Annotated in this window: 12 protein-coding genes, 11 tRNA genes and 4 rRNA genes; all 27 read right to left on the bottom strand. The window is 43.8% G+C overall.

The window, feature by feature from the left end; all coding sequences use genetic code 11:
- Window positions 1-64: 64 nt before the first annotated feature.
- A tRNA-Ala gene (locus NSQ79_RS00775) sits at window positions 65-137 on the bottom strand.
- A 54-nt stretch (window positions 138-191) separates the two neighbouring features.
- Window positions 192-1,739: ribosomal RNA gene (locus tag NSQ79_RS00770) — 16S ribosomal RNA — on the bottom strand.
- A gap of 127 nt (window positions 1,740-1,866) precedes the next feature.
- Window positions 1,867-1,940, bottom strand: a tRNA-Pro gene (locus NSQ79_RS00765).
- Between the two features lie 6 nt (window positions 1,941-1,946).
- Window positions 1,947-2,020: transfer RNA gene (locus NSQ79_RS00760), tRNA-Arg, on the bottom strand.
- Between the two features lie 14 nt (window positions 2,021-2,034).
- Window positions 2,035-2,120, bottom strand: a tRNA-Leu gene (locus NSQ79_RS00755).
- A gap of 6 nt (window positions 2,121-2,126) precedes the next feature.
- A tRNA-Gly gene (locus NSQ79_RS00750) sits at window positions 2,127-2,198 on the bottom strand.
- Between the two features lie 6 nt (window positions 2,199-2,204).
- A tRNA-Thr gene (locus tag NSQ79_RS00745) sits at window positions 2,205-2,277 on the bottom strand.
- A 14-nt stretch (window positions 2,278-2,291) separates the two neighbouring features.
- Window positions 2,292-2,373: transfer RNA gene (locus NSQ79_RS00740), tRNA-Leu, on the bottom strand.
- Window positions 2,374-2,378: 5 nt separating this feature from the next.
- A tRNA-Lys gene (locus NSQ79_RS00735) sits at window positions 2,379-2,451 on the bottom strand.
- Window positions 2,452-2,470: 19 nt separating this feature from the next.
- Window positions 2,471-2,543: transfer RNA gene (locus NSQ79_RS00730), tRNA-Asp, on the bottom strand.
- A 2-nt stretch (window positions 2,544-2,545) separates the two neighbouring features.
- Window positions 2,546-2,618 (bottom strand) — tRNA-Val (locus tag NSQ79_RS00725).
- A 5-nt stretch (window positions 2,619-2,623) separates the two neighbouring features.
- A 5S ribosomal RNA gene (rrf, locus tag NSQ79_RS00720) occupies window positions 2,624-2,739 on the bottom strand.
- A gap of 83 nt (window positions 2,740-2,822) precedes the next feature.
- Window positions 2,823-5,722 (bottom strand): 23S ribosomal RNA (locus NSQ79_RS00715).
- A gap of 146 nt (window positions 5,723-5,868) precedes the next feature.
- Window positions 5,869-5,941 (bottom strand) — tRNA-Ala (locus NSQ79_RS00710).
- 54 nt (window positions 5,942-5,995) lie between these two features.
- A 16S ribosomal RNA gene (locus NSQ79_RS00705) occupies window positions 5,996-7,543 on the bottom strand.
- The 16S, 23S and 5S rRNA genes sit together here with 11 tRNA genes alongside, the layout of an rRNA operon.
- A gap of 378 nt (window positions 7,544-7,921) precedes the next feature.
- Complete coding sequence (locus tag NSQ79_RS00700; RefSeq protein WP_022496745.1) at window positions 7,922-8,395, bottom strand: ECF transporter S component; 474 nt, start codon at window positions 8,393-8,395, stop codon at window positions 7,922-7,924.
- Complete coding sequence (locus tag NSQ79_RS00695; protein ID WP_049529384.1) at window positions 8,385-9,146, bottom strand: bifunctional hydroxymethylpyrimidine kinase/phosphomethylpyrimidine kinase; 762 nt, start codon at window positions 9,144-9,146, stop codon at window positions 8,385-8,387. Before NSQ79_RS00695 ends, NSQ79_RS00700 begins: the two co-directional genes overlap by 11 nt.
- Entirely contained in the window at window positions 9,139-9,885 is a 747-nt protein-coding gene (gene truA, locus NSQ79_RS00690) for a tRNA pseudouridine(38-40) synthase TruA (RefSeq protein WP_004182157.1), read from the bottom strand. Before truA ends, NSQ79_RS00695 begins: the two co-directional genes overlap by 8 nt.
- A 104-nt stretch (window positions 9,886-9,989) precedes the next feature.
- A complete protein-coding gene (dnaJ, locus tag NSQ79_RS00685; RefSeq protein WP_002886399.1) occupies window positions 9,990-11,123 on the bottom strand; it encodes a molecular chaperone DnaJ in 1,134 nt (377 codons plus the stop codon).
- A gap of 352 nt (window positions 11,124-11,475) precedes the next feature.
- Entirely contained in the window at window positions 11,476-12,024 is a 549-nt protein-coding gene (locus tag NSQ79_RS00680; RefSeq protein ID WP_049529383.1) for a hypothetical protein, read from the bottom strand.
- 3 nt (window positions 12,025-12,027) lie between these two features.
- Complete coding sequence (gene dnaK, locus NSQ79_RS00675) at window positions 12,028-13,851, bottom strand: molecular chaperone DnaK (protein ID WP_049529382.1); 1,824 nt, start codon at window positions 13,849-13,851, stop codon at window positions 12,028-12,030.
- 85 nt (window positions 13,852-13,936) lie between these two features.
- Window positions 13,937-14,461 carry a nucleotide exchange factor GrpE gene (gene grpE, locus NSQ79_RS00670; RefSeq protein ID WP_002886396.1) on the bottom strand — a complete coding sequence of 175 codons (525 nt, stop codon included), beginning with the start codon at window positions 14,459-14,461 and terminating at the stop codon, window positions 13,937-13,939.
- A gap of 38 nt (window positions 14,462-14,499) precedes the next feature.
- Window positions 14,500-15,534, bottom strand: coding sequence for a heat-inducible transcriptional repressor HrcA (gene hrcA / locus NSQ79_RS00665; protein ID WP_004182170.1), 1,035 nt, complete (start codon window positions 15,532-15,534; stop codon window positions 14,500-14,502).
- A 193-nt stretch (window positions 15,535-15,727) separates the two neighbouring features.
- Complete coding sequence (locus tag NSQ79_RS00660; protein ID WP_014633693.1) at window positions 15,728-16,309, bottom strand: glucosaminidase domain-containing protein; 582 nt, start codon at window positions 16,307-16,309, stop codon at window positions 15,728-15,730.
- Window positions 16,306-17,103, bottom strand: coding sequence for a M15 family metallopeptidase (locus NSQ79_RS00655; protein WP_049529381.1), 798 nt, complete (start codon window positions 17,101-17,103; stop codon window positions 16,306-16,308). The genes NSQ79_RS00660 and NSQ79_RS00655 overlap by 4 nt, the downstream gene beginning before the upstream one ends.
- Window positions 17,090-17,794 (bottom strand): histidine phosphatase family protein, encoded by a 705-nt coding sequence (locus tag NSQ79_RS00650; protein ID WP_049529380.1) that lies wholly within the window; start codon window positions 17,792-17,794, stop codon window positions 17,090-17,092. Before NSQ79_RS00650 ends, NSQ79_RS00655 begins: the two co-directional genes overlap by 14 nt.
- 114 nt (window positions 17,795-17,908) lie before the next feature.
- Window positions 17,909-19,246, bottom strand: coding sequence for a PFL family protein (locus NSQ79_RS00645; protein WP_002886391.1), 1,338 nt, complete (start codon window positions 19,244-19,246; stop codon window positions 17,909-17,911).
- Window positions 19,247-19,254 lie beyond the last annotated feature (8 nt).

Below are 19,254 nucleotides of genomic sequence, written 5' to 3'. Positions count from 1 at the left end.
TACATATGGAATTTGATATAGATATTCAATTTTCAATGGACAATACTTGAATCTTGCGATTCAATGGAGCCTAGCGGGATCGAACCGCTGACCTCCTGCGTGCAAAGCAGGCGCTCTCCCAGCTGAGCTAAGGCCCCACAAGACCTCTCAAAACTAAATAAGAAACTCAAGTACATTCCGTTTTTCCTTAGAAAGGAGGTGATCCAGCCGCACCTTCCGATACGGCTACCTTGTTACGACTTCACCCCAATCATCTATCCCACCTTAGGCGGCTGGCTCCAAAAGGTTACCTCACCGACTTCGGGTGTTACAAACTCTCGTGGTGTGACGGGCGGTGTGTACAAGGCCCGGGAACGTATTCACCGCGGCGTGCTGATCCGCGATTACTAGCGATTCCGACTTCATGTAGGCGAGTTGCAGCCTACAATCCGAACTGAGATTGGCTTTAAGAGATTAGCTTGCCGTCACCGACTCGCAACTCGTTGTACCAACCATTGTAGCACGTGTGTAGCCCAGGTCATAAGGGGCATGATGATTTGACGTCATCCCCACCTTCCTCCGGTTTATTACCGGCAGTCTCGCTAGAGTGCCCAACTGAATGATGGCAACTAACAATAGGGGTTGCGCTCGTTGCGGGACTTAACCCAACATCTCACGACACGAGCTGACGACAACCATGCACCACCTGTCACCGATGTACCGAAGTAACTTTCTATCTCTAGAAATAGCATCGGGATGTCAAGACCTGGTAAGGTTCTTCGCGTTGCTTCGAATTAAACCACATGCTCCACCGCTTGTGCGGGCCCCCGTCAATTCCTTTGAGTTTCAACCTTGCGGTCGTACTCCCCAGGCGGAGTGCTTAATGCGTTAGCTGCGGCACTGAATCCCGGAAAGGATCCAACACCTAGCACTCATCGTTTACGGCGTGGACTACCAGGGTATCTAATCCTGTTCGCTCCCCACGCTTTCGAGCCTCAGCGTCAGTTACAGACCAGAGAGCCGCTTTCGCCACCGGTGTTCCTCCATATATCTACGCATTTCACCGCTACACATGGAATTCCACTCTCCCCTTCTGCACTCAAGTTTGACAGTTTCCAAAGCGAACTATGGTTGAGCCACAGCCTTTAACTTCAGACTTATCAAACCGCCTGCGCTCGCTTTACGCCCAATAAATCCGGACAACGCTCGGGACCTACGTATTACCGCGGCTGCTGGCACGTAGTTAGCCGTCCCTTTCTGGTAAGCTACCGTCACAGTGTGAACTTTCCACTCTCACACTCGTTCTTGACTTACAACAGAGCTTTACGATCCGAAAACCTTCTTCACTCACGCGGCGTTGCTCGGTCAGGGTTGCCCCCATTGCCGAAGATTCCCTACTGCTGCCTCCCGTAGGAGTCTGGGCCGTGTCTCAGTCCCAGTGTGGCCGATCACCCTCTCAGGTCGGCTATGTATCGTCGCCTAGGTGAGCCGTTACCTCACCTACTAGCTAATACAACGCAGGTCCATCTTGTAGTGGAGCATTTGCCCCTTTCAAATAAATGACATGGGTCATCCATTGTTATGCGGTATTAGCTATCGTTTCCAATAGTTATCCCCCGCTACAAGGCAGGTTACCTACGCGTTACTCACCCGTTCGCAACTCATCCAAGAAGAGCAAGCTCCTCTCTTCAGCGTTCTACTTGCATGTATTAGGCACGCCGCCAGCGTTCGTCCTGAGCCAGGATCAAACTCTCATTAAAAAATTTAATAATTGTTCGAGCGTTAACTCATTACCGTCGTCTGACGATTTATTCTTGTAAATTGACAGGTTATAATTTCTTCTATAACCCTGCACTTGGTTTCTTATTCAGTTCTCAAAGGTCTAAATCGGGAAGACAGGATTCGAACCTGCGACCCCTTGGTCCCAAACCAAGTGCTCTACCAAGCTGAGCTACTTCCCGATAAAATGCACCCTAGAGGAGTCGAACCTCTAACCGCCTGATTCGTAGTCAGGTACTCTATCCAGTTGAGCTAAGGGTGCTCATTATTATATTATGCCGAGGACCGGGATCGAACCGGTACGAAAGTTTCCTTTCGCAGGATTTTAAGTCCTGTGCGTCTGCCAGTTCCGCCACCCCGGCTCCTCAAGCGAACGACGGGATTCGAACCCGCGACCCCCACCTTGGCAAGGTGGTGTTCTACCACTGAACTACGTTCGCATTTTATGCCGGCTACATGACTTGAACACGCGACCCTCTGATTACAAATCAGATGCTCTACCAACTGAGCTAAGCCGGCTAACTTTTCTATAATGCGGGTGAAGGGACTTGAACCCCCACGCCGTTAAGCGCCAGATCCTAAATCTGGTGCGTCTGCCAATTCCGCCACACCCGCATATATGACCCGTACTGGGCTCGAACCAGTGACCCATTGATTAAAAGTCAATTGCTCTACCAACTGAGCTAACGAGTCTCAAATATTTCTATTTGAACGGTCCCGACGGGAATCGAACCCGCGATCTTCGCCGTGACAGGGCGACGTGATAACCGCTACACCACGGGACCTATGGGAGTTAACGGGATCGAACCGCTGACCCTCTGCTTGTAAGGCAGATGCTCTCCCAGCTGAGCTAAACTCCCTTTGCGCTAAGCGACTACCGTATCTAACAGGGGGCAACCCCCAACTACATCAGGCGTACTAGGGCTTAACTTCTGTGTTCGGCATGGGAACAGGTGTATCTCCTAGGCTATCGTCACTTAACTCTGAGTATTCTCAACTCAAAATTGAATATCTATACTGTATCAAGAAACCAAATCGTTGTCAATATGTCTCAGTTACTTTCTTTGGATAAGTCCTCGAGCTATTAGTATTAGTCCGCTACATGTGTCACCACACTTCCACTTCTAACCTATCAACCTGATCATCTCTCAGGGCTCTTACTGATATAAAATCATGGGAAATCTCATCTTGAGGTGGGCTTCACACTTAGATGCTTTCAGCGTTTATCCCTTCCCTACATAGCTACCCAGCGATGCTCTTGGCAGAACAACTGGTACACCAGCGGTAAGTCCACTCTGGTCCTCTCGTACTAGGAGCAGATCCTCTCAAATTTCCTACGCCCGCGACGGATAGGGACCGAACTGTCTCACGACGTTCTGAACCCAGCTCGCGTGCCGCTTTAATGGGCGAACAGCCCAACCCTTGGGACCGACTACAGCCCCAGGATGCGACGAGCCGACATCGAGGTGCCAAACCTCCCCGTCGATGTGAACTCTTGGGGGAGATAAGCCTGTTATCCCCAGGGTAGCTTTTATCCGTTGAGCGATGGCCCTTCCATGCGGAACCACCGGATCACTAAGCCCGACTTTCGTCCCTGCTCGAGTTGTAACTCTCGCAGTCAAGCTCCCTTATACCTTTACACTCTGCGAATGATTTCCAACCATTCTGAGGGAACCTTTGGGCGCCTCCGTTACCTTTTAGGAGGCGACCGCCCCAGTCAAACTGCCCGTCAGACACTGTCTCCGATAGGGATAACCTATCTGGGTTAGAGTAGCCATAACACAAGGGTAGTATCCCAACAACGCCTCACTCGAAACTGGCGTCCCGAGGTCATAGGCTCCTACCTATCCTGTACATGTGGTACAGATACTCAATATCAAACTGCAGTAAAGCTCCATGGGGTCTTTCCGTCCTGTCGCGGGTAACCTGCATCTTCACAGGTACTAAAATTTCACCGAGTCTCTCGTTGAGACAGTGCCCAAATCATTACGCCTTTCGTGCGGGTCGGAACTTACCCGACAAGGAATTTCGCTACCTTAGGACCGTTATAGTTACGGCCGCCGTTTACTGGGGCTTCAATTCATACCTTCGCTATTGCTAAGCACTCCTCTTAACCTTCCAGCACCGGGCAGGCGTCACCCCCTATACATCATCTTACGATTTAGCAGAGAGCTGTGTTTTTGATAAACAGTTGCTTGGGCCTATTCACTGCGGCTGACCATAAGTCAGCGCCCCTTCTCCCGAAGTTACGGGGCCATTTTGCCGAGTTCCTTAACGAGAGTTCTCTCGCTCACCTGAGGCTACTCGCCTCGACTACCTGTGTCGGTTTGCGGTACGGGTAGAGTATAATTAACGCTAGAAGCTTTTCTCGGCAGTGTGACATCACTAACTTCGCTACTAAACTTCGCTCCCCATCACAGCTCAATGTTATAGATATAAGCATTTGACTCATATCACACCTCACTGCTTGGCCAGACACTTCCAATCGTCTGGTTTAGTTAGCCTACTGCGTCCCTCCATCACTATATACTCTAGTACAGGAATATCAACCTGTTGTCCATCGGATACACCTTTCGGTCTCTCCTTAGGTCCCGACTAACCCAGGGCGGACGAGCCTTCCCCTGGAAACCTTAGTCTTACGGTGGACAGGATTCTCACCTGTCTTTCGCTACTCATACCGGCATTCTCACTTCTATGCGCTCCAGCACTCCTCACGGTACACCTTCTTCGCACATAGAACGCTCTCCTACCATACCTATAAAGGTATCCACAGCTTCGGTAATATGTTTTAGCCCCGGTACATTTTCGGCGCAGGGTCACTCGACTAGTGAGCTATTACGCACTCTTTGAATGAATAGCTGCTTCTAAGCTAACATCCTAGTTGTCTGTGCAACCCCACATCCTTTTCCACTTAACATATATTTTGGGACCTTAGCTGGTGGTCTGGGCTGTTTCCCTTTCGACTACGGATCTTAGCACTCGCAGTCTGACTGCCGATTATATCTCGTTGGCATTCGGAGTTTATCTGAGATTGGTAATCCGGGATGGACCCCTCACCCAAACAGTGCTCTACCTCCAAGAGACTTAACATCGACGCTAGCCCTAAAGCTATTTCGGAGAGAACCAGCTATCTCCAAGTTCGTTTGGAATTTCTCCGCTACCCACAAGTCATCCAAGCACTTTTCAACGTGCCCTGGTTCGGTCCTCCAGTGAGTTTTACCTCACCTTCAACCTGCTCATGGGTAGGTCACATGGTTTCGGGTCTACGACATGATACTAATACGCCCTATTAAGACTCGGTTTCCCTACGGCTCCGTCTCTTCAACTTAACCTCGCATCATATCGTAACTCGCCGGTTCATTCTACAAAAGGCACGCTCTCACCCATTAACGGGCTCGAACTTGTTGTAGGCACACGGTTTCAGGTTCTATTTCACTCCCCTCCCGGGGTGCTTTTCACCTTTCCCTCACGGTACTGGTTCACTATCGGTCACTAGAGAGTATTTAGGGTTGGGAGATGGTCCTCCCAGATTCCGACGAGATTTCTCGTGTCTCGCCGTACTCAGGATACTGCTAGGTATAAAGACTATTTCGAATACGAGGCTATTACTCTCTTTGGCCTACCTTCCCAGGTAGTTCTTCTATAATCTTTAAGTCCACGTTGCAGTCCTACAACCCCGAAGAGTAAACTCTTCGGTTTGCCCTCTTGCCGTTTCGCTCGCCGCTACTAAGGCAATCGCTTTTGCTTTCTCTTCCTGCAGCTACTTAGATGTTTCAGTTCACTGCGTCTTCCTCTACATTACCTTAACAGTAATGAGTGACAGGCATTACCTGCCGGGTTCCCCCATTCGGACATCTCTGGATCATTGCTCACTTACAGCTCCCCAAAGCATTTCGTCGTTAGTCACGTCCTTCATCGGCTTCTAGTGCCAAGGCATCCACCGTGCGCCCTTATTAACTTAACCTTATTTTGGTCTTTCGACCTAACTCATTAAATATTCACAGCGTTTCGGTTTATTTTCTTGTTACTATCTATATGTAATTAATTACATATGGAATTTGATATAGATATTCAATTTTCAATGGACAATACTTGAATCTTGCGATTCAATGGAGCCTAGCGGGATCGAACCGCTGACCTCCTGCGTGCAAAGCAGGCGCTCTCCCAGCTGAGCTAAGGCCCCACAAGACCTCTCAAAACTAAATAAGAAACTCAAGTACATTCCGTTTTTCCTTAGAAAGGAGGTGATCCAGCCGCACCTTCCGATACGGCTACCTTGTTACGACTTCACCCCAATCATCTATCCCACCTTAGGCGGCTGGCTCCAAAAGGTTACCTCACCGACTTCGGGTGTTACAAACTCTCGTGGTGTGACGGGCGGTGTGTACAAGGCCCGGGAACGTATTCACCGCGGCGTGCTGATCCGCGATTACTAGCGATTCCGACTTCATGTAGGCGAGTTGCAGCCTACAATCCGAACTGAGATTGGCTTTAAGAGATTAGCTTGCCGTCACCGACTCGCAACTCGTTGTACCAACCATTGTAGCACGTGTGTAGCCCAGGTCATAAGGGGCATGATGATTTGACGTCATCCCCACCTTCCTCCGGTTTATTACCGGCAGTCTCGCTAGAGTGCCCAACTGAATGATGGCAACTAACAATAGGGGTTGCGCTCGTTGCGGGACTTAACCCAACATCTCACGACACGAGCTGACGACAACCATGCACCACCTGTCACCGATGTACCGAAGTAACTTTCTATCTCTAGAAATAGCATCGGGATGTCAAGACCTGGTAAGGTTCTTCGCGTTGCTTCGAATTAAACCACATGCTCCACCGCTTGTGCGGGCCCCCGTCAATTCCTTTGAGTTTCAACCTTGCGGTCGTACTCCCCAGGCGGAGTGCTTAATGCGTTAGCTGCGGCACTGAATCCCGGAAAGGATCCAACACCTAGCACTCATCGTTTACGGCGTGGACTACCAGGGTATCTAATCCTGTTCGCTCCCCACGCTTTCGAGCCTCAGCGTCAGTTACAGACCAGAGAGCCGCTTTCGCCACCGGTGTTCCTCCATATATCTACGCATTTCACCGCTACACATGGAATTCCACTCTCCCCTTCTGCACTCAAGTTTGACAGTTTCCAAAGCGAACTATGGTTGAGCCACAGCCTTTAACTTCAGACTTATCAAACCGCCTGCGCTCGCTTTACGCCCAATAAATCCGGACAACGCTCGGGACCTACGTATTACCGCGGCTGCTGGCACGTAGTTAGCCGTCCCTTTCTGGTAAGCTACCGTCACAGTGTGAACTTTCCACTCTCACACTCGTTCTTGACTTACAACAGAGCTTTACGATCCGAAAACCTTCTTCACTCACGCGGCGTTGCTCGGTCAGGGTTGCCCCCATTGCCGAAGATTCCCTACTGCTGCCTCCCGTAGGAGTCTGGGCCGTGTCTCAGTCCCAGTGTGGCCGATCACCCTCTCAGGTCGGCTATGTATCGTCGCCTAGGTGAGCCGTTACCTCACCTACTAGCTAATACAACGCAGGTCCATCTTGTAGTGGAGCATTTGCCCCTTTCAAATAAATGACATGGGTCATCCATTGTTATGCGGTATTAGCTATCGTTTCCAATAGTTATCCCCCGCTACAAGGCAGGTTACCTACGCGTTACTCACCCGTTCGCAACTCATCCAAGAAGAGCAAGCTCCTCTCTTCAGCGTTCTACTTGCATGTATTAGGCACGCCGCCAGCGTTCGTCCTGAGCCAGGATCAAACTCTCATTAAAAAATTTAATAATTGTTCGAGCGTTAACTCATTACCGTCGTCTGACGATTTATTCTTGTAAATTGACAGGTTATAATTTCTTCTATAACCCTGCACTTGGTTTCTTATTCAGTTCTCAAAGGTCTTTGTCTCTCTTAAGACAACTTCTATATTCTAGCAAATTTAGAATGCCTTGTCAACACTTTTTTTGAAGTTTTTTCACTTCTCGTGTCCGCTGTCTCTCGCGAAACAGCTTATTTATAATATCATCTCTAGCTTGTCTTGTCAATAACTTTTTTAAAGTTTTGGAACCTTTTCAAGTTTGTGGCAAGTCAGTTAAGACAAATTTTATATCTTAACACCCAAATTAATGCTTGTCAATAGGATTTTAGTAAAGCTATTAATCTTTTTTAGATTGAACCTTTTTGAATCCTTGATACAATACCCATCCAACGACTAGGCCGAGAGCGTTTTGGCAGAAATTAGGAATCACTTCTGCGATTGAAGCTCCTGTTCCATACATAAATACTGAAGCAAGTGCATAGCCACCCACCATCACAATTGTAGCAATCAGAAGACCTAGGATACGATAGTTACCCTTAAATCCAGCAAAATAACCTTGTGCACCATGGATTAACAAACTGATAAACATCCATTGCGGAGCAGATGATAGCAAATCTATCAAAAATGCAGATAGTCCTCCCACAATTGCCCCTTCTTTCTTGCCAAGATAGAAGGCTGTGAAGTAGATTCCTGCATCTACCAAAGTTAAAAGCCCTGTTGGAGTCGGAATTTTAGCTACGAATCCAAAGGTCACTGATAAAGCTGTTAAGATAGCTAATAATGTTAGCTCTTTTGTTTTCTTATTTTGCATATTGAACTACTCCAAATTCATTTGATTGTTTAATTGATTCATAAACAAATGCTTTAGCATTTGTCACAGCTTCAGTTTCTGAACATCCTTTAACTAATTCACTAGCTATACTTGAAGCAAATGTACATCCTGCACCTGTATTGTTTTTGTCTAGCACAGCTTCTTCAAACAATTTGTAATCTGTTCCATCATAAAAGACATCTATCGCTTTATTACCATCCAAGCGATTTCCACCTTTGACAACGACAGTCTTAGCACCTAATTCATTGAGATAGCTAGCCGCATGCTTCATATCATCAAGAGTCTTAACCTTTCTATCTATAAGCAGTTCGACTTCAGGTAAGTTCGGAGTGATAACCGTGGTATAAGGGAAAAATTTAACCAATTCATCACGTAGTTGAGAAACTTCAACGTCATGAGTCTCCTTACATACTAAAACAGGATCCAAGACAATTGGAATATCAGAATGTTTTTTAACAAAATCCAACGTTAATTCCGCGATTTCAACGTTAGGCAACAAACCAATTTTAATTGCTGAGAATGGGATATCTTTTAGTGAGTCAAGTTGTTGTTTAAAAACATTAGTATCAACCGGAATAACCTCAAAACCATTCTCAGTCATAGCTGTCAGACAGGTAAGAGCCACAAATCCATGTTGTTTATTAGTGGTAAACGTCGCTAAGTCTGCATGAAGTCCGCCACCACTAAAAATATCATTCCCCGAAATCGCTAAAATCAATTCATCACTCATATCTTATCTCCTTCAAATATAATCCATTTCCTGCTGCTGTTGGTCCTGCGAGATTACGATCACGACTTTCCAACACTGTCTTAACTTGCGAAACAGGCATGCGACCATTGCCAATCTTCAACAAGGTGCCGACCATATTTCTAACTTGCTTATAGAGAAAACCATTCCCAGAAAAAGTAAAGATATAAAATCCAGTTTTCTCATCGATAGATACACTAGCTTGTGTAATTGTGCGTACTTTATTTTCTACAGAAGTTCCTGAAGCTGTGAAGCCTGTAAAATCATGTGTGCCGACCAAATCCTTAGCAGCCTCCTGCATAGGTGCTAAACTTAGAGGGTAGGGATAGTGGGTCGCATAATTACGCATCATAGGGTTCTTAGGTCGCCCTGCATCTACTAAGAACTCATAAGTTTTACTGTGTTTATTGTATCGTGCATGAAATTCTTCTGATACGAGTTCGATACTAACAACATCAATATCATCTGGACATTGCGTATCCAAACCAAAACGTAACTTCTCTGGATCCCGCTCCTGGGGCAAATCGAAGTGTATAACTTGTCCATAGGCATGAACACCTGCATCTGTACGACCCGCTCCATGAACGGTGACAGGTGTTCCGCTATTTAACCGTAAGAGAGTCTTTTCAAGTTCTTCTTGAATAGAACGTGCATTTGGTTGTCTTTGAAAACCTGAGAAAAGTGTACCATCATAGGAAATTGTCGCTTTGTATCTAACCATAAAATTATCATATCAGATTTTTTCAAGGATAAAAAGTAGGTCGATTGTCAACTGACCCCATACAGCTTTGACATAAAGAAAAAGACGCTTTCAGCGTCCTTCCTTTATAAATCTTCTAAGGCATCCTTTACTTTATTGAAGAAACCTTTTTTCTGTGGTGCGATTTTTTCATCTCCACTTGCCTTGGCGAATGCAAGGAGAGCTTCTTTTTGAGCATCGTTTAGCTTCGTAGGAGTTACAATCTTAACTGTAACGTGTTGGTCTCCTTGTGAACCTCCACGAAGACGTGGAGCACCCTTTCCTTTTAGACGGAAAGTTTTGCCTGTTTGAGTTCCTGCTGGAATAGTCATCTCAACGTTTCCGTGAACTGTTGGTACTTCGACAGTATCACCAAGAGCGGCTTGGACAAAAGAAATGTTAAGTGTATAGTAAATTGTTGATCCATCACGAGTAAACTTATCGCTTGGATTAACATTGATGATTACAAAGAGGTCTCCATAAGGACCACCATTGAAACCAGCTTCACCTTGACCTGCAAGACGGATTTGTTGACCTGTTTCAACACCTGCTGGAATCTTGACAGATACTTTGTGGCTTTGTTTTTCATGTCCTGTTCCGTGACAAGTTTGACATGGCTCTTTAATTTCTTGACCTGTTCCATGACAGACATCACAGGTTACTTGACGACGCATCATACCAAGTGGCGTTTGCGTATCGACATTGATAACCCCTTGACCATGACAGCGACCACAAGTTACAGGGCTAGTTCCAGGTTTTGCACCAGATCCTGAACATGTCTTACATGTTGCTTCACGATTGTAGTGAACTTCTTTTTCGGCACCAAAAATCGCCTCTTCGAAGCTTAGGTTGACACGGTACTGAAGATCATCACCTTGACGTGGAGCATTCGGGTTACGAGTAGCACCACCACCAAAGAAGCTAGAGAAGATATCCTCAAAGCCACCAAAGCCTGCACCACCATCGAAGCCACCAAAGCCTCCTTGACCACCAAAACCATTCGCACCATCTGGTCCGTATTGGTCATAGGCTGCACGTTTTTGGTCATCACTTAAAGTTTCGTAGGCCTCTTGGACCTCTTTATATTTTTCTTCCGCACCTGGTTCTTTATTAATGTCTGGGTGGTATTTCTTAGACATCTTACGATAGGCACGTTTAATTTCATCTTGAGAGGCATCCTTAGATACCCCAAGACGATCGTAATATTCAGTATTGTTCATACAAGATACTAAGAGCGAACAGAAAGCGACTGAAATTTAGGAAACCGACAAGAAATCCTGATTTCTTAGGAGGTTTATCTAATTTCCAAGCTTTCCGCTCGAGTTCAATTCCCCGAACGCTCTTTGTTCCTTTCTTTAATAATAATTACAACAACTTCAGAACCCGTGTTCAATTGCGGACATTATAATTTCTTTATTACGTTTAAACTAAATACAAAAATAAGATTAGCTTGTGTTTTTATTCTCATTTTTTACACAGTATAGAATTAATAAGCGATTGATTCACATAATTATCTAAAATAGGAGTCGGAAGTATGAACCGACTCCACTAGAAAAAAGCTTTCCAATAAAACTAACCCGCAATAAATTTATCTTGAAGTAATTTATTTCTCAGATTCCTAAAATCGTTAAACTCTGGGCTTTCTGAATCGTTTAAGGTTTGTAACTCATCATAAACAATCGGTTTCTTCCCATTTCTAGTTACCACCATGCTTAAGTAACGAGTTCCATTTCCTCCTTCAACAAGACAAAAAACATATTGCTTATCGTCTCTTTTAGTCATTAGTTCCGATGGAATGGTACTGACTGCTGAAATCCTTCCTTCAATTTTATTTTCAGTGTACGTACCATCACTAACATTAACACCATTAACTTTTCCATCTGAAAATTTAATATAACTTACCTTACGAATGAAACCAACTGTTGGTTTTATTGTTACCTCTAAATCATCATTTTTATCCATACTTGCTTTGATCTCATAACGTAGTACACCAGAATTAACACTAATCTTTTGAGACTCTTTAGATACAGTATAAGCAGAAAAAGCAATGAAACTTGAAACGAATATTGAGACAATAGTTAAAAAATTTTCTTTTAAATACTTTAAAACTTTCTTACCCATTTCTTATTTTTCAGTAAACTCTCCGTCTACGACGTCGTCGCCTGAGTTATCTGCTGTTTGTGCACCTTCTGCTCCTGCTTGAGCTTGTTGTGCTACTGCAGCTTGTTCATAAAGTTTAACTGCAAGAGCTTGAGCTTTTTCGTTAAGAGCTTCCAATTTAGCCTTCATGTCATCAAGATTGCCTGATTCTTGAGCTTTCTTAAGGTCATCAAGAGCTGATTGAGCAGCATCACGTTCTGTGTCGAAGCCTTTACCTTCTGTTTCTTTGATTGTTTTTTCAGTCGCAAAGATAGCTTGGTCAACTTCGTTACGAAGATCTACTTCTTCTTTACGTTTTGCATCTGCTTCAGCATTTGCTTCAGCATCTTTCATCATCTTTTCAATTTCTTCGTCTGTCAAACCAGAGTTAGATTGGATGACAATTGTTTGTTCTTTTTGAGTTCCAAGGTCTTTAGCTTTAACAGATACGATACCGTTCTTATCAATATCGAAAGTAACTTCGATTTGTGGGATACCACGAGGTGCAGCTGGGATATCAGTCAATTGGAAGCGCCCAAGAGTCTTGTTATCCGCTGCCATTGGGCGTTCACCTTGAAGAACGTGGATGTCAACGGCTGGTTGGTTATCTGCTGCAGTTGAGAAGACTTGTGATTTAGATGTTGGAATAGTAGTGTTGCGGTCAATAAGTTTTGTGAACACTCCACCCATTGTTTCGATACCAAGTGACAATGGCGTTACATCAAGAAGGACAACGTCTTTGACATCACCAGTAATAACACCACCTTGAATAGCAGCACCCATGGCAACTACTTCATCAGGGTTAACTGATTTGTTTGGTTCTTTACCAGTTTCAGCTTTAACAGCTTCTACAACGGCAGGGATACGAGTTGAACCACCGACAAGGATAACTTCGTCAATATCTGACAAGCTCAAACCTGCATCTGAAAGAGCTTGACGAACTGGAGTTTTCGTACGTTCTACAAGGTCACGAGTCAAATCATCGAATTTCGCACGAGTCAATGTCATTTCCAAGTGAAGAGGTCCAGCCTCACCAGCAGTGATGAATGGCAAGCTGATTTGTGTTGAAGTGACACCAGAAAGGTCTTTCTTAGCTTTTTCAGCTGCGTCTTTCAAACGTTGAAGAGCCATCTTGTCTGTTGACAAGTCGATTCCATTTTCTTTCTTGAATTCTTCAACCATGTGGTCGATGATTTTTTGGTCAAAGTCATCACCACCGAGTTTGTTATCCCCTGCAGTTGCCAATACGTCAAAGACACCATCACCAAGTTCAAGGATAGATACGTCGAATGTACCACCACCAAGGTCGAATACCAAGATTTTTTCTTCTTTATCAGTCTTATCCAAACCGTAAGCAAGGGCTGCTGCTGTTGGTTCGTTGACGATACGTTCTACTTCAAGACCAGCGATTTTACCAGCGTCTTTTGTTGCTTGACGTTGTGCATCATTGAAGTAAGCAGGAACTGTGATAACTGCTTTAGTTACTTTTTCACCAAGGTAATCTTCAGCATAACCTTTCAAGTATTGAAGAATCATAGCTGAAATCTCTTGTGGTGTGTATTCTTTACCGTTTGCAGAAACTTTTTCAGAAGTACCCATCTTAGATTTGATAGAGATGATTGTATCTGGGTTTGTTACTGCTTGACGTTTTGCAGCGTCACCAACGATGATTTCACCGTTTTTGAATGACACAACAGATGGAGTTGTGCGGTTACCTTCTGGGTTTGCGATAATTTTTGATTCAGTTCCTTCAAGAACTGCTACTGCTGAGTTTGTTGTACCTAAGTCAATACCAATGATTTTAGACATATGTTTTCCCCTTTTTACTTTAATTTCTATTTTGCTTTTTTTATCTTTCATTCATAGTTTTCTGTCATTTCGGACAAGTTTTCAATTAATTATATACAACTACCATAGCTGGACGTAAGACGCGTTCGTGGAGTTTATACCCTTTTTGGAAAACTTGTGCAATCGTGTCTGCTGGATGTTCATCATCTGCAGGCATTGTTTGAATTGCCATGTGGAAGTTATGATCGAAATCACCATCAGCTGGAATTTCTTCAATTCCTTCCTCTTTAAGAGCATGCACTAAACTTTCTTGCACCATTTCCAAACCTTTTTTGACATCATCAGTCAAGCCCTCAACGGCAAGAGCACGTTCAAGGTTATCAAGTGATGGCAAAATCGCTTTTGCCAAATCTTGGCTACGATACTTTTGCAATTGTTGACGTTCTTCATTTGCACGTCGCTGAATGTTTTGCATTTCTGCATGGGCACGAAGGTATTTGTTTTCAAATTCTTCGGCACGCGCTTGGGCTTCTTCAAGTTCAGAAGGTTCGCTTACTTCCTCTACAACTTCTTCAGTTGTCTCCGTAGCTTCCTCTTCTTTCACTTCTTCTTTTTTAATATCTTCAGTCAAGGCATACACCTCTTTCTATACTTTTTAAATGTTACATCTTAGCTAACTTCATAATGGTTACTATTGAGGTAACGGTAATAATCCGTCAACTTCATAACCAAAACTCTACTAATAACATTGACCAAACTAACCATGCGACGATAATCCATTTCAACTGGACCAATCACATGCATGAGTGCCATCCCACGATAAGGAATCAGGAATTTATGACTCATAACTGTGACATTTTCAAGCGCTTCTTCAGTTGATTCTGCAACCGAAATCTTGGTCACTTCATCATCGGAGATAGCTGATCGAAGCTCAAGTGCCACATGTTGTGGATTGTCCAAAAATTGATAGGTTTTTAAATCGGCATAAGTCAGTGATGCAACCTTACCTTCGATGAAAATCAATTCCTTAAAAAGTTGTGAAAAGATATAATCAAACAAATCTAGAACATTATCTGTTATTTTGAAATACTTTTGCACAATCTGAGGAATCTCAGTTCTCAATCGGTAATGGATATCTAAGACAGTGTTTCCCAAAAAACGTTCTTGAACAAGCTTATGAAGAATTTCCAAATCACTAGACAAGAAATTTTTTGGAATAGCAAATTGAACTGTCACAGGCTTAGATTCATCTAGAGTAAGAACCGCTAAAGCGTCGTGATTGGACAGATGAACAATGTCAAATCCAGTCAGACGTTGTCGTGTCGGTTCCACATCTTGAATCACTGCTGTACATCCTGTCATTTCTGCCAGCAGCTTCGCCGCCGCATCCAAGATATCTTCAAGTTTAAAGGCTTCAAAATCAAAGGCCTTAACCACTTGATAAACATCTTGTTCATCAATCGTATCAAGATTCAAAGAATTAGCGACGAAATACTGGAAACCTGCTCGGCTTGGCATACGCCCACTAGAAGTATGAGCTTTTTCAAGATAGCCCATCTTTTCAAGCTTGGCCATGTCATTACGAATGGTCGCTGAACTCGAATCAATTGATTCTTGTAATGCTTTCGAACCAACCGGTTCATGTGTACGAGTGAACATCTCAACTATCAAATTCAAAATAGTGTTTTGCCTTTGCGTAATCACGATGTCACCTCATTTCTATTTATTAGCACTCTAATGCATCGACTGCTAACTTATGATTCTATTATACACCTAAACTTGAACATGTCAACCCAAAAAACCAAAAAAATTAGCACTCTTTTTGTAAGAGTGCTAAAAATACATCTTAAGACCTAGAAAAGTTAAAAAAGAGCACCTCAGAAGCACTCTAATCTTATCAATCATATTTTGACAAATGATAGGTCTCAATAATAGATATGAGGTGTTTGGCATAATCTGGATCACTGCTAAAACCCGCAGCTTGTAGTTTTTCTGCCGCAACTTTATAACTAGTCGTTCCTGCCACCTCTTTATAGGTCGACTCGCCCCACGTTCCTTGGCGAAGTTCTTCTAAATAAGTCATCATAGAACTTGACCAATCCTTAAAAACTGCAAAATCCACCTTTTGGTATTGCCATTTCCCTTTACTGTAGATACTATCCTTTAAACGAATACGTTCTTGACCTGGCTGAGCAGGGAGACTGTAGATGTTATGATATTTAACAGATAAAAGACTGCTACCATAATTTGACTCATATGCAGCTTGACTAAGGAGAATAGACGCAGGTACACCATAGTTTTTAGACATCTTTTGAGCTGTTGGAGCTAAGGTCTCAATAAATTCTTGCTGTGTGTAAGCAACCTTTACCGCACGAGCATTATCAGCTGTAGAGGCATGAAGAATCAAAGGTAAGAGAATACCTAAAGCAAAAACAACAACTAAGGTAATGAAGGCTTTTAGTTTAAAACGTCGTCTCACTTAGATTTCTCCTTTAATAATGCCAAATATTCCTCCAAAGTAAGATTATGTTCAGTCATATACTCTGCTGACTCTTTACCAACATAGCGGAAATGCCAATCCTCGTAGCCTACACCCGTTGACGATGTTTTACCATCTGGAAAACGAAGAACAAAGCCATATTTCGGCGCCAACTCTTTGACTTTAGCTACTGTATCTGGATCTGCTTCATTTAAGCTATCTACAGTACTCATATCAATCGCAAGACCTGTTTGGTGTTCACTCGCTCCTGGTGGTTGTGAATAGGTTTGAACCTTTTTCTCCGCCTGAGACTCCGTCAAACTTGGGTCAGCAGCCATTTCCTGTTGAACATAACTGTTATAAAGTTCTGTCTGATAAGCAACACTACGATAACCTGATATCAAGTGATAACTTGGATCAATTTCTTGAGCAGCTGCTAAAAACTCCTTAACGTTCTTAGCAATTCTTGCATCTACAGAAACACCATCGACATCAGCAATCTCAGGGTTAAGTTCTTTAGACTTATTATCTCGATTTACCAAAAGCAATTGCCAGTCTTTAGGCGATACATCAGGTAGTCCCTTTGCATCCTTGCTTTGAGTCGCATCGGTAGCTTGCTTACTACTTTTTGTTACTGACGATCCATTGGTTTGTTGGACTGTACGACTGACACCAAATACTGAATAAAGTCCTGCTGCAATCAAAAGCATCGCAATCAAGACACTACTGATAACCAAAAACCAGTTGGTTTGCTTTTTCGCCTGACGGCGACTTGGATAGTTATTTTTTACCATTTTCTTTTTCTATTATCTCTCGCCCAACCTGACGATAAGTCATATCGCCAAGTGCTTCTAATGTAAATTTACCATTTTCATAAGCAACAACAGTAACCGAACCGTTGTCCAATGAAGGATGCTCGACAGAAGGATCAATTAACCAAGCAAAGGTTGCAATGGTCATGCCGTGACTAACGACGATAGCATTACCGCCACCAGACCTCTCAAGATTTTCTGCAATAGCTGTGAACCCCTCTAAAATACGTTTTCTGAGCACTTCCCAAGGCTCTGCCCAACCAGCCGTATCCACATCAAGGATACCTTGTGCAAGCTCAGGATAAGTTACCTCATGCAAATCCTTACCTTGAAAAACATCTGTTCTCGGTAGCACACCGTAGAAAAGTTCACCGTCATAGCCACCATCTAAACTACCAAAACACCACTCACGAATACGTTTGTCACGTTTATAAGGAATAGTTTCTAAACCCGTCTCACGTAAAATGATATCCATAGTTTGAATCGTTCGACCTGAATCACTAGAATATGCGGCCTTGAAAGGGACACCTGCTGCTTTCAGACCTACTCCCAATTCACGAATACCTTCTTCACCGAACGGGGTCAAAGGGCTATCAGACCAACCTTGTGCACGACCAATGGTGTTAAACATCGTTTTGCCGTGTCTCGCAATATACAACTTAACCTTACTCATAGCACCCCTTCTTTCCGTCATTTTTGAATTCATTATAGCACAAATCCCCTCGACTATCTAGCCAACGAGACCATCAGAAAATGCCTTACCAATTGGCAAAGCATTATCATACACTTAGTTTTTAAAGCTGTGAACAGGAGCTGGGATTTGACCACCACGCGCAATGAAATCAGCCGATGAAGCCTTGTTTACTTTCATTACTGGTGCATAACCAAGAAGACCACCAAGTTCCAACATGTCACCTTCCTTACCATAAGGAATGATACGAACAGCTGTTGTTTTCTGGTTAATGACACCGATAGCCGCTTCATCAGCAATCATGGCCGCGATTGTTGTATCTGGCGTATCAGCAGGAATAGCAATCATGTCTAGACCAACAGAACAGATAGCTGTCATAGCTTCCAATTTTTCAAGGTTGATATGACCAGATTGAACCGCAGCAATCATACCTTCATCTTCAGAAACTGGAATAAAGGCACCTGACAAACCACCAACTTGGTTACATGCCATGATACCGCCTTTTTTAACTTGGTCGTTAAGAAGGGCTAGAGCTGCAGTAGTACCATGCGTACCAACAACTTCAAGACCCATCGCTTCAAGTACACGGGCTACTGAATCACCAACTGCTGGTGTTGGCGCAAGAGACAAATCTACAATACCAAACTCGACACCAAGACGTTCGCTGGCCATTTGACCAACTAACTGACCAACACGTGTGATTTTGAAGGCGGTCTTCTTAACTGTTTCAGCTAGAACATCGAAACTTTCACCTGGAACTTTCTCAACTGCACGTTGCACAACACCAGGACCTGAAACCCCAACATTGATTACAACATCAGCCTCACCAACACCGTGGAAGGCACCTGCCATAAATGGATTATCTTCAACCGCATTAGCAAAGACCACCAATTTACCTGGGCCCATTGGATCTGCCTCAGAAGCCTCTTTGATGATACGTCCCATGTCACGTACTGCTGTCATGTTAATACCAGTCTTTGTTGAACCAATGTTGACAGATGAGCAGACAAAATCAGTCTCTGCAAGCGCACGTGGAATAGAATTAATAAGAATCTCATCACCTTTTTGATAGCCCTTTTGAACGAGTGCAGAGAAACCACCAATAAAGTTAACGCCGATTTCCTTAGCTGCTCGGTCTAATGCCTTCGCAAAAGGTACATAGTCTGTTGCATCTGTTGCCGCACCGATGATTGAGATCGGAGTAACAGACACACGTTTATTAACAATCGGAATACCAAGTTCAGCTGCAATTTCGTCACCAACAGCTACCAAATTTTTAGCCTTAGATACAATCTTGTTATAGACTTTTTCCGCCGCCTTATCGATATCTGAATCGATACAGTCTAGGAGTGAAATCCCCATGGTAATGGTACGAACATCAAAGTTCTGCTCCTCAATCATGGCAATGGTTTCTGTGACCTGTTTAATATCCATTTTAAGCT

This window comes from Streptococcus sp. FSL W7-1342 (assembly GCF_037966635.1).
Taxonomy (GTDB): Bacteria; Bacillota; Bacilli; order Lactobacillales; family Streptococcaceae; genus Streptococcus; species Streptococcus salivarius_D.
This window is presented reverse-complemented; position numbering and strand designations above follow the sequence as displayed.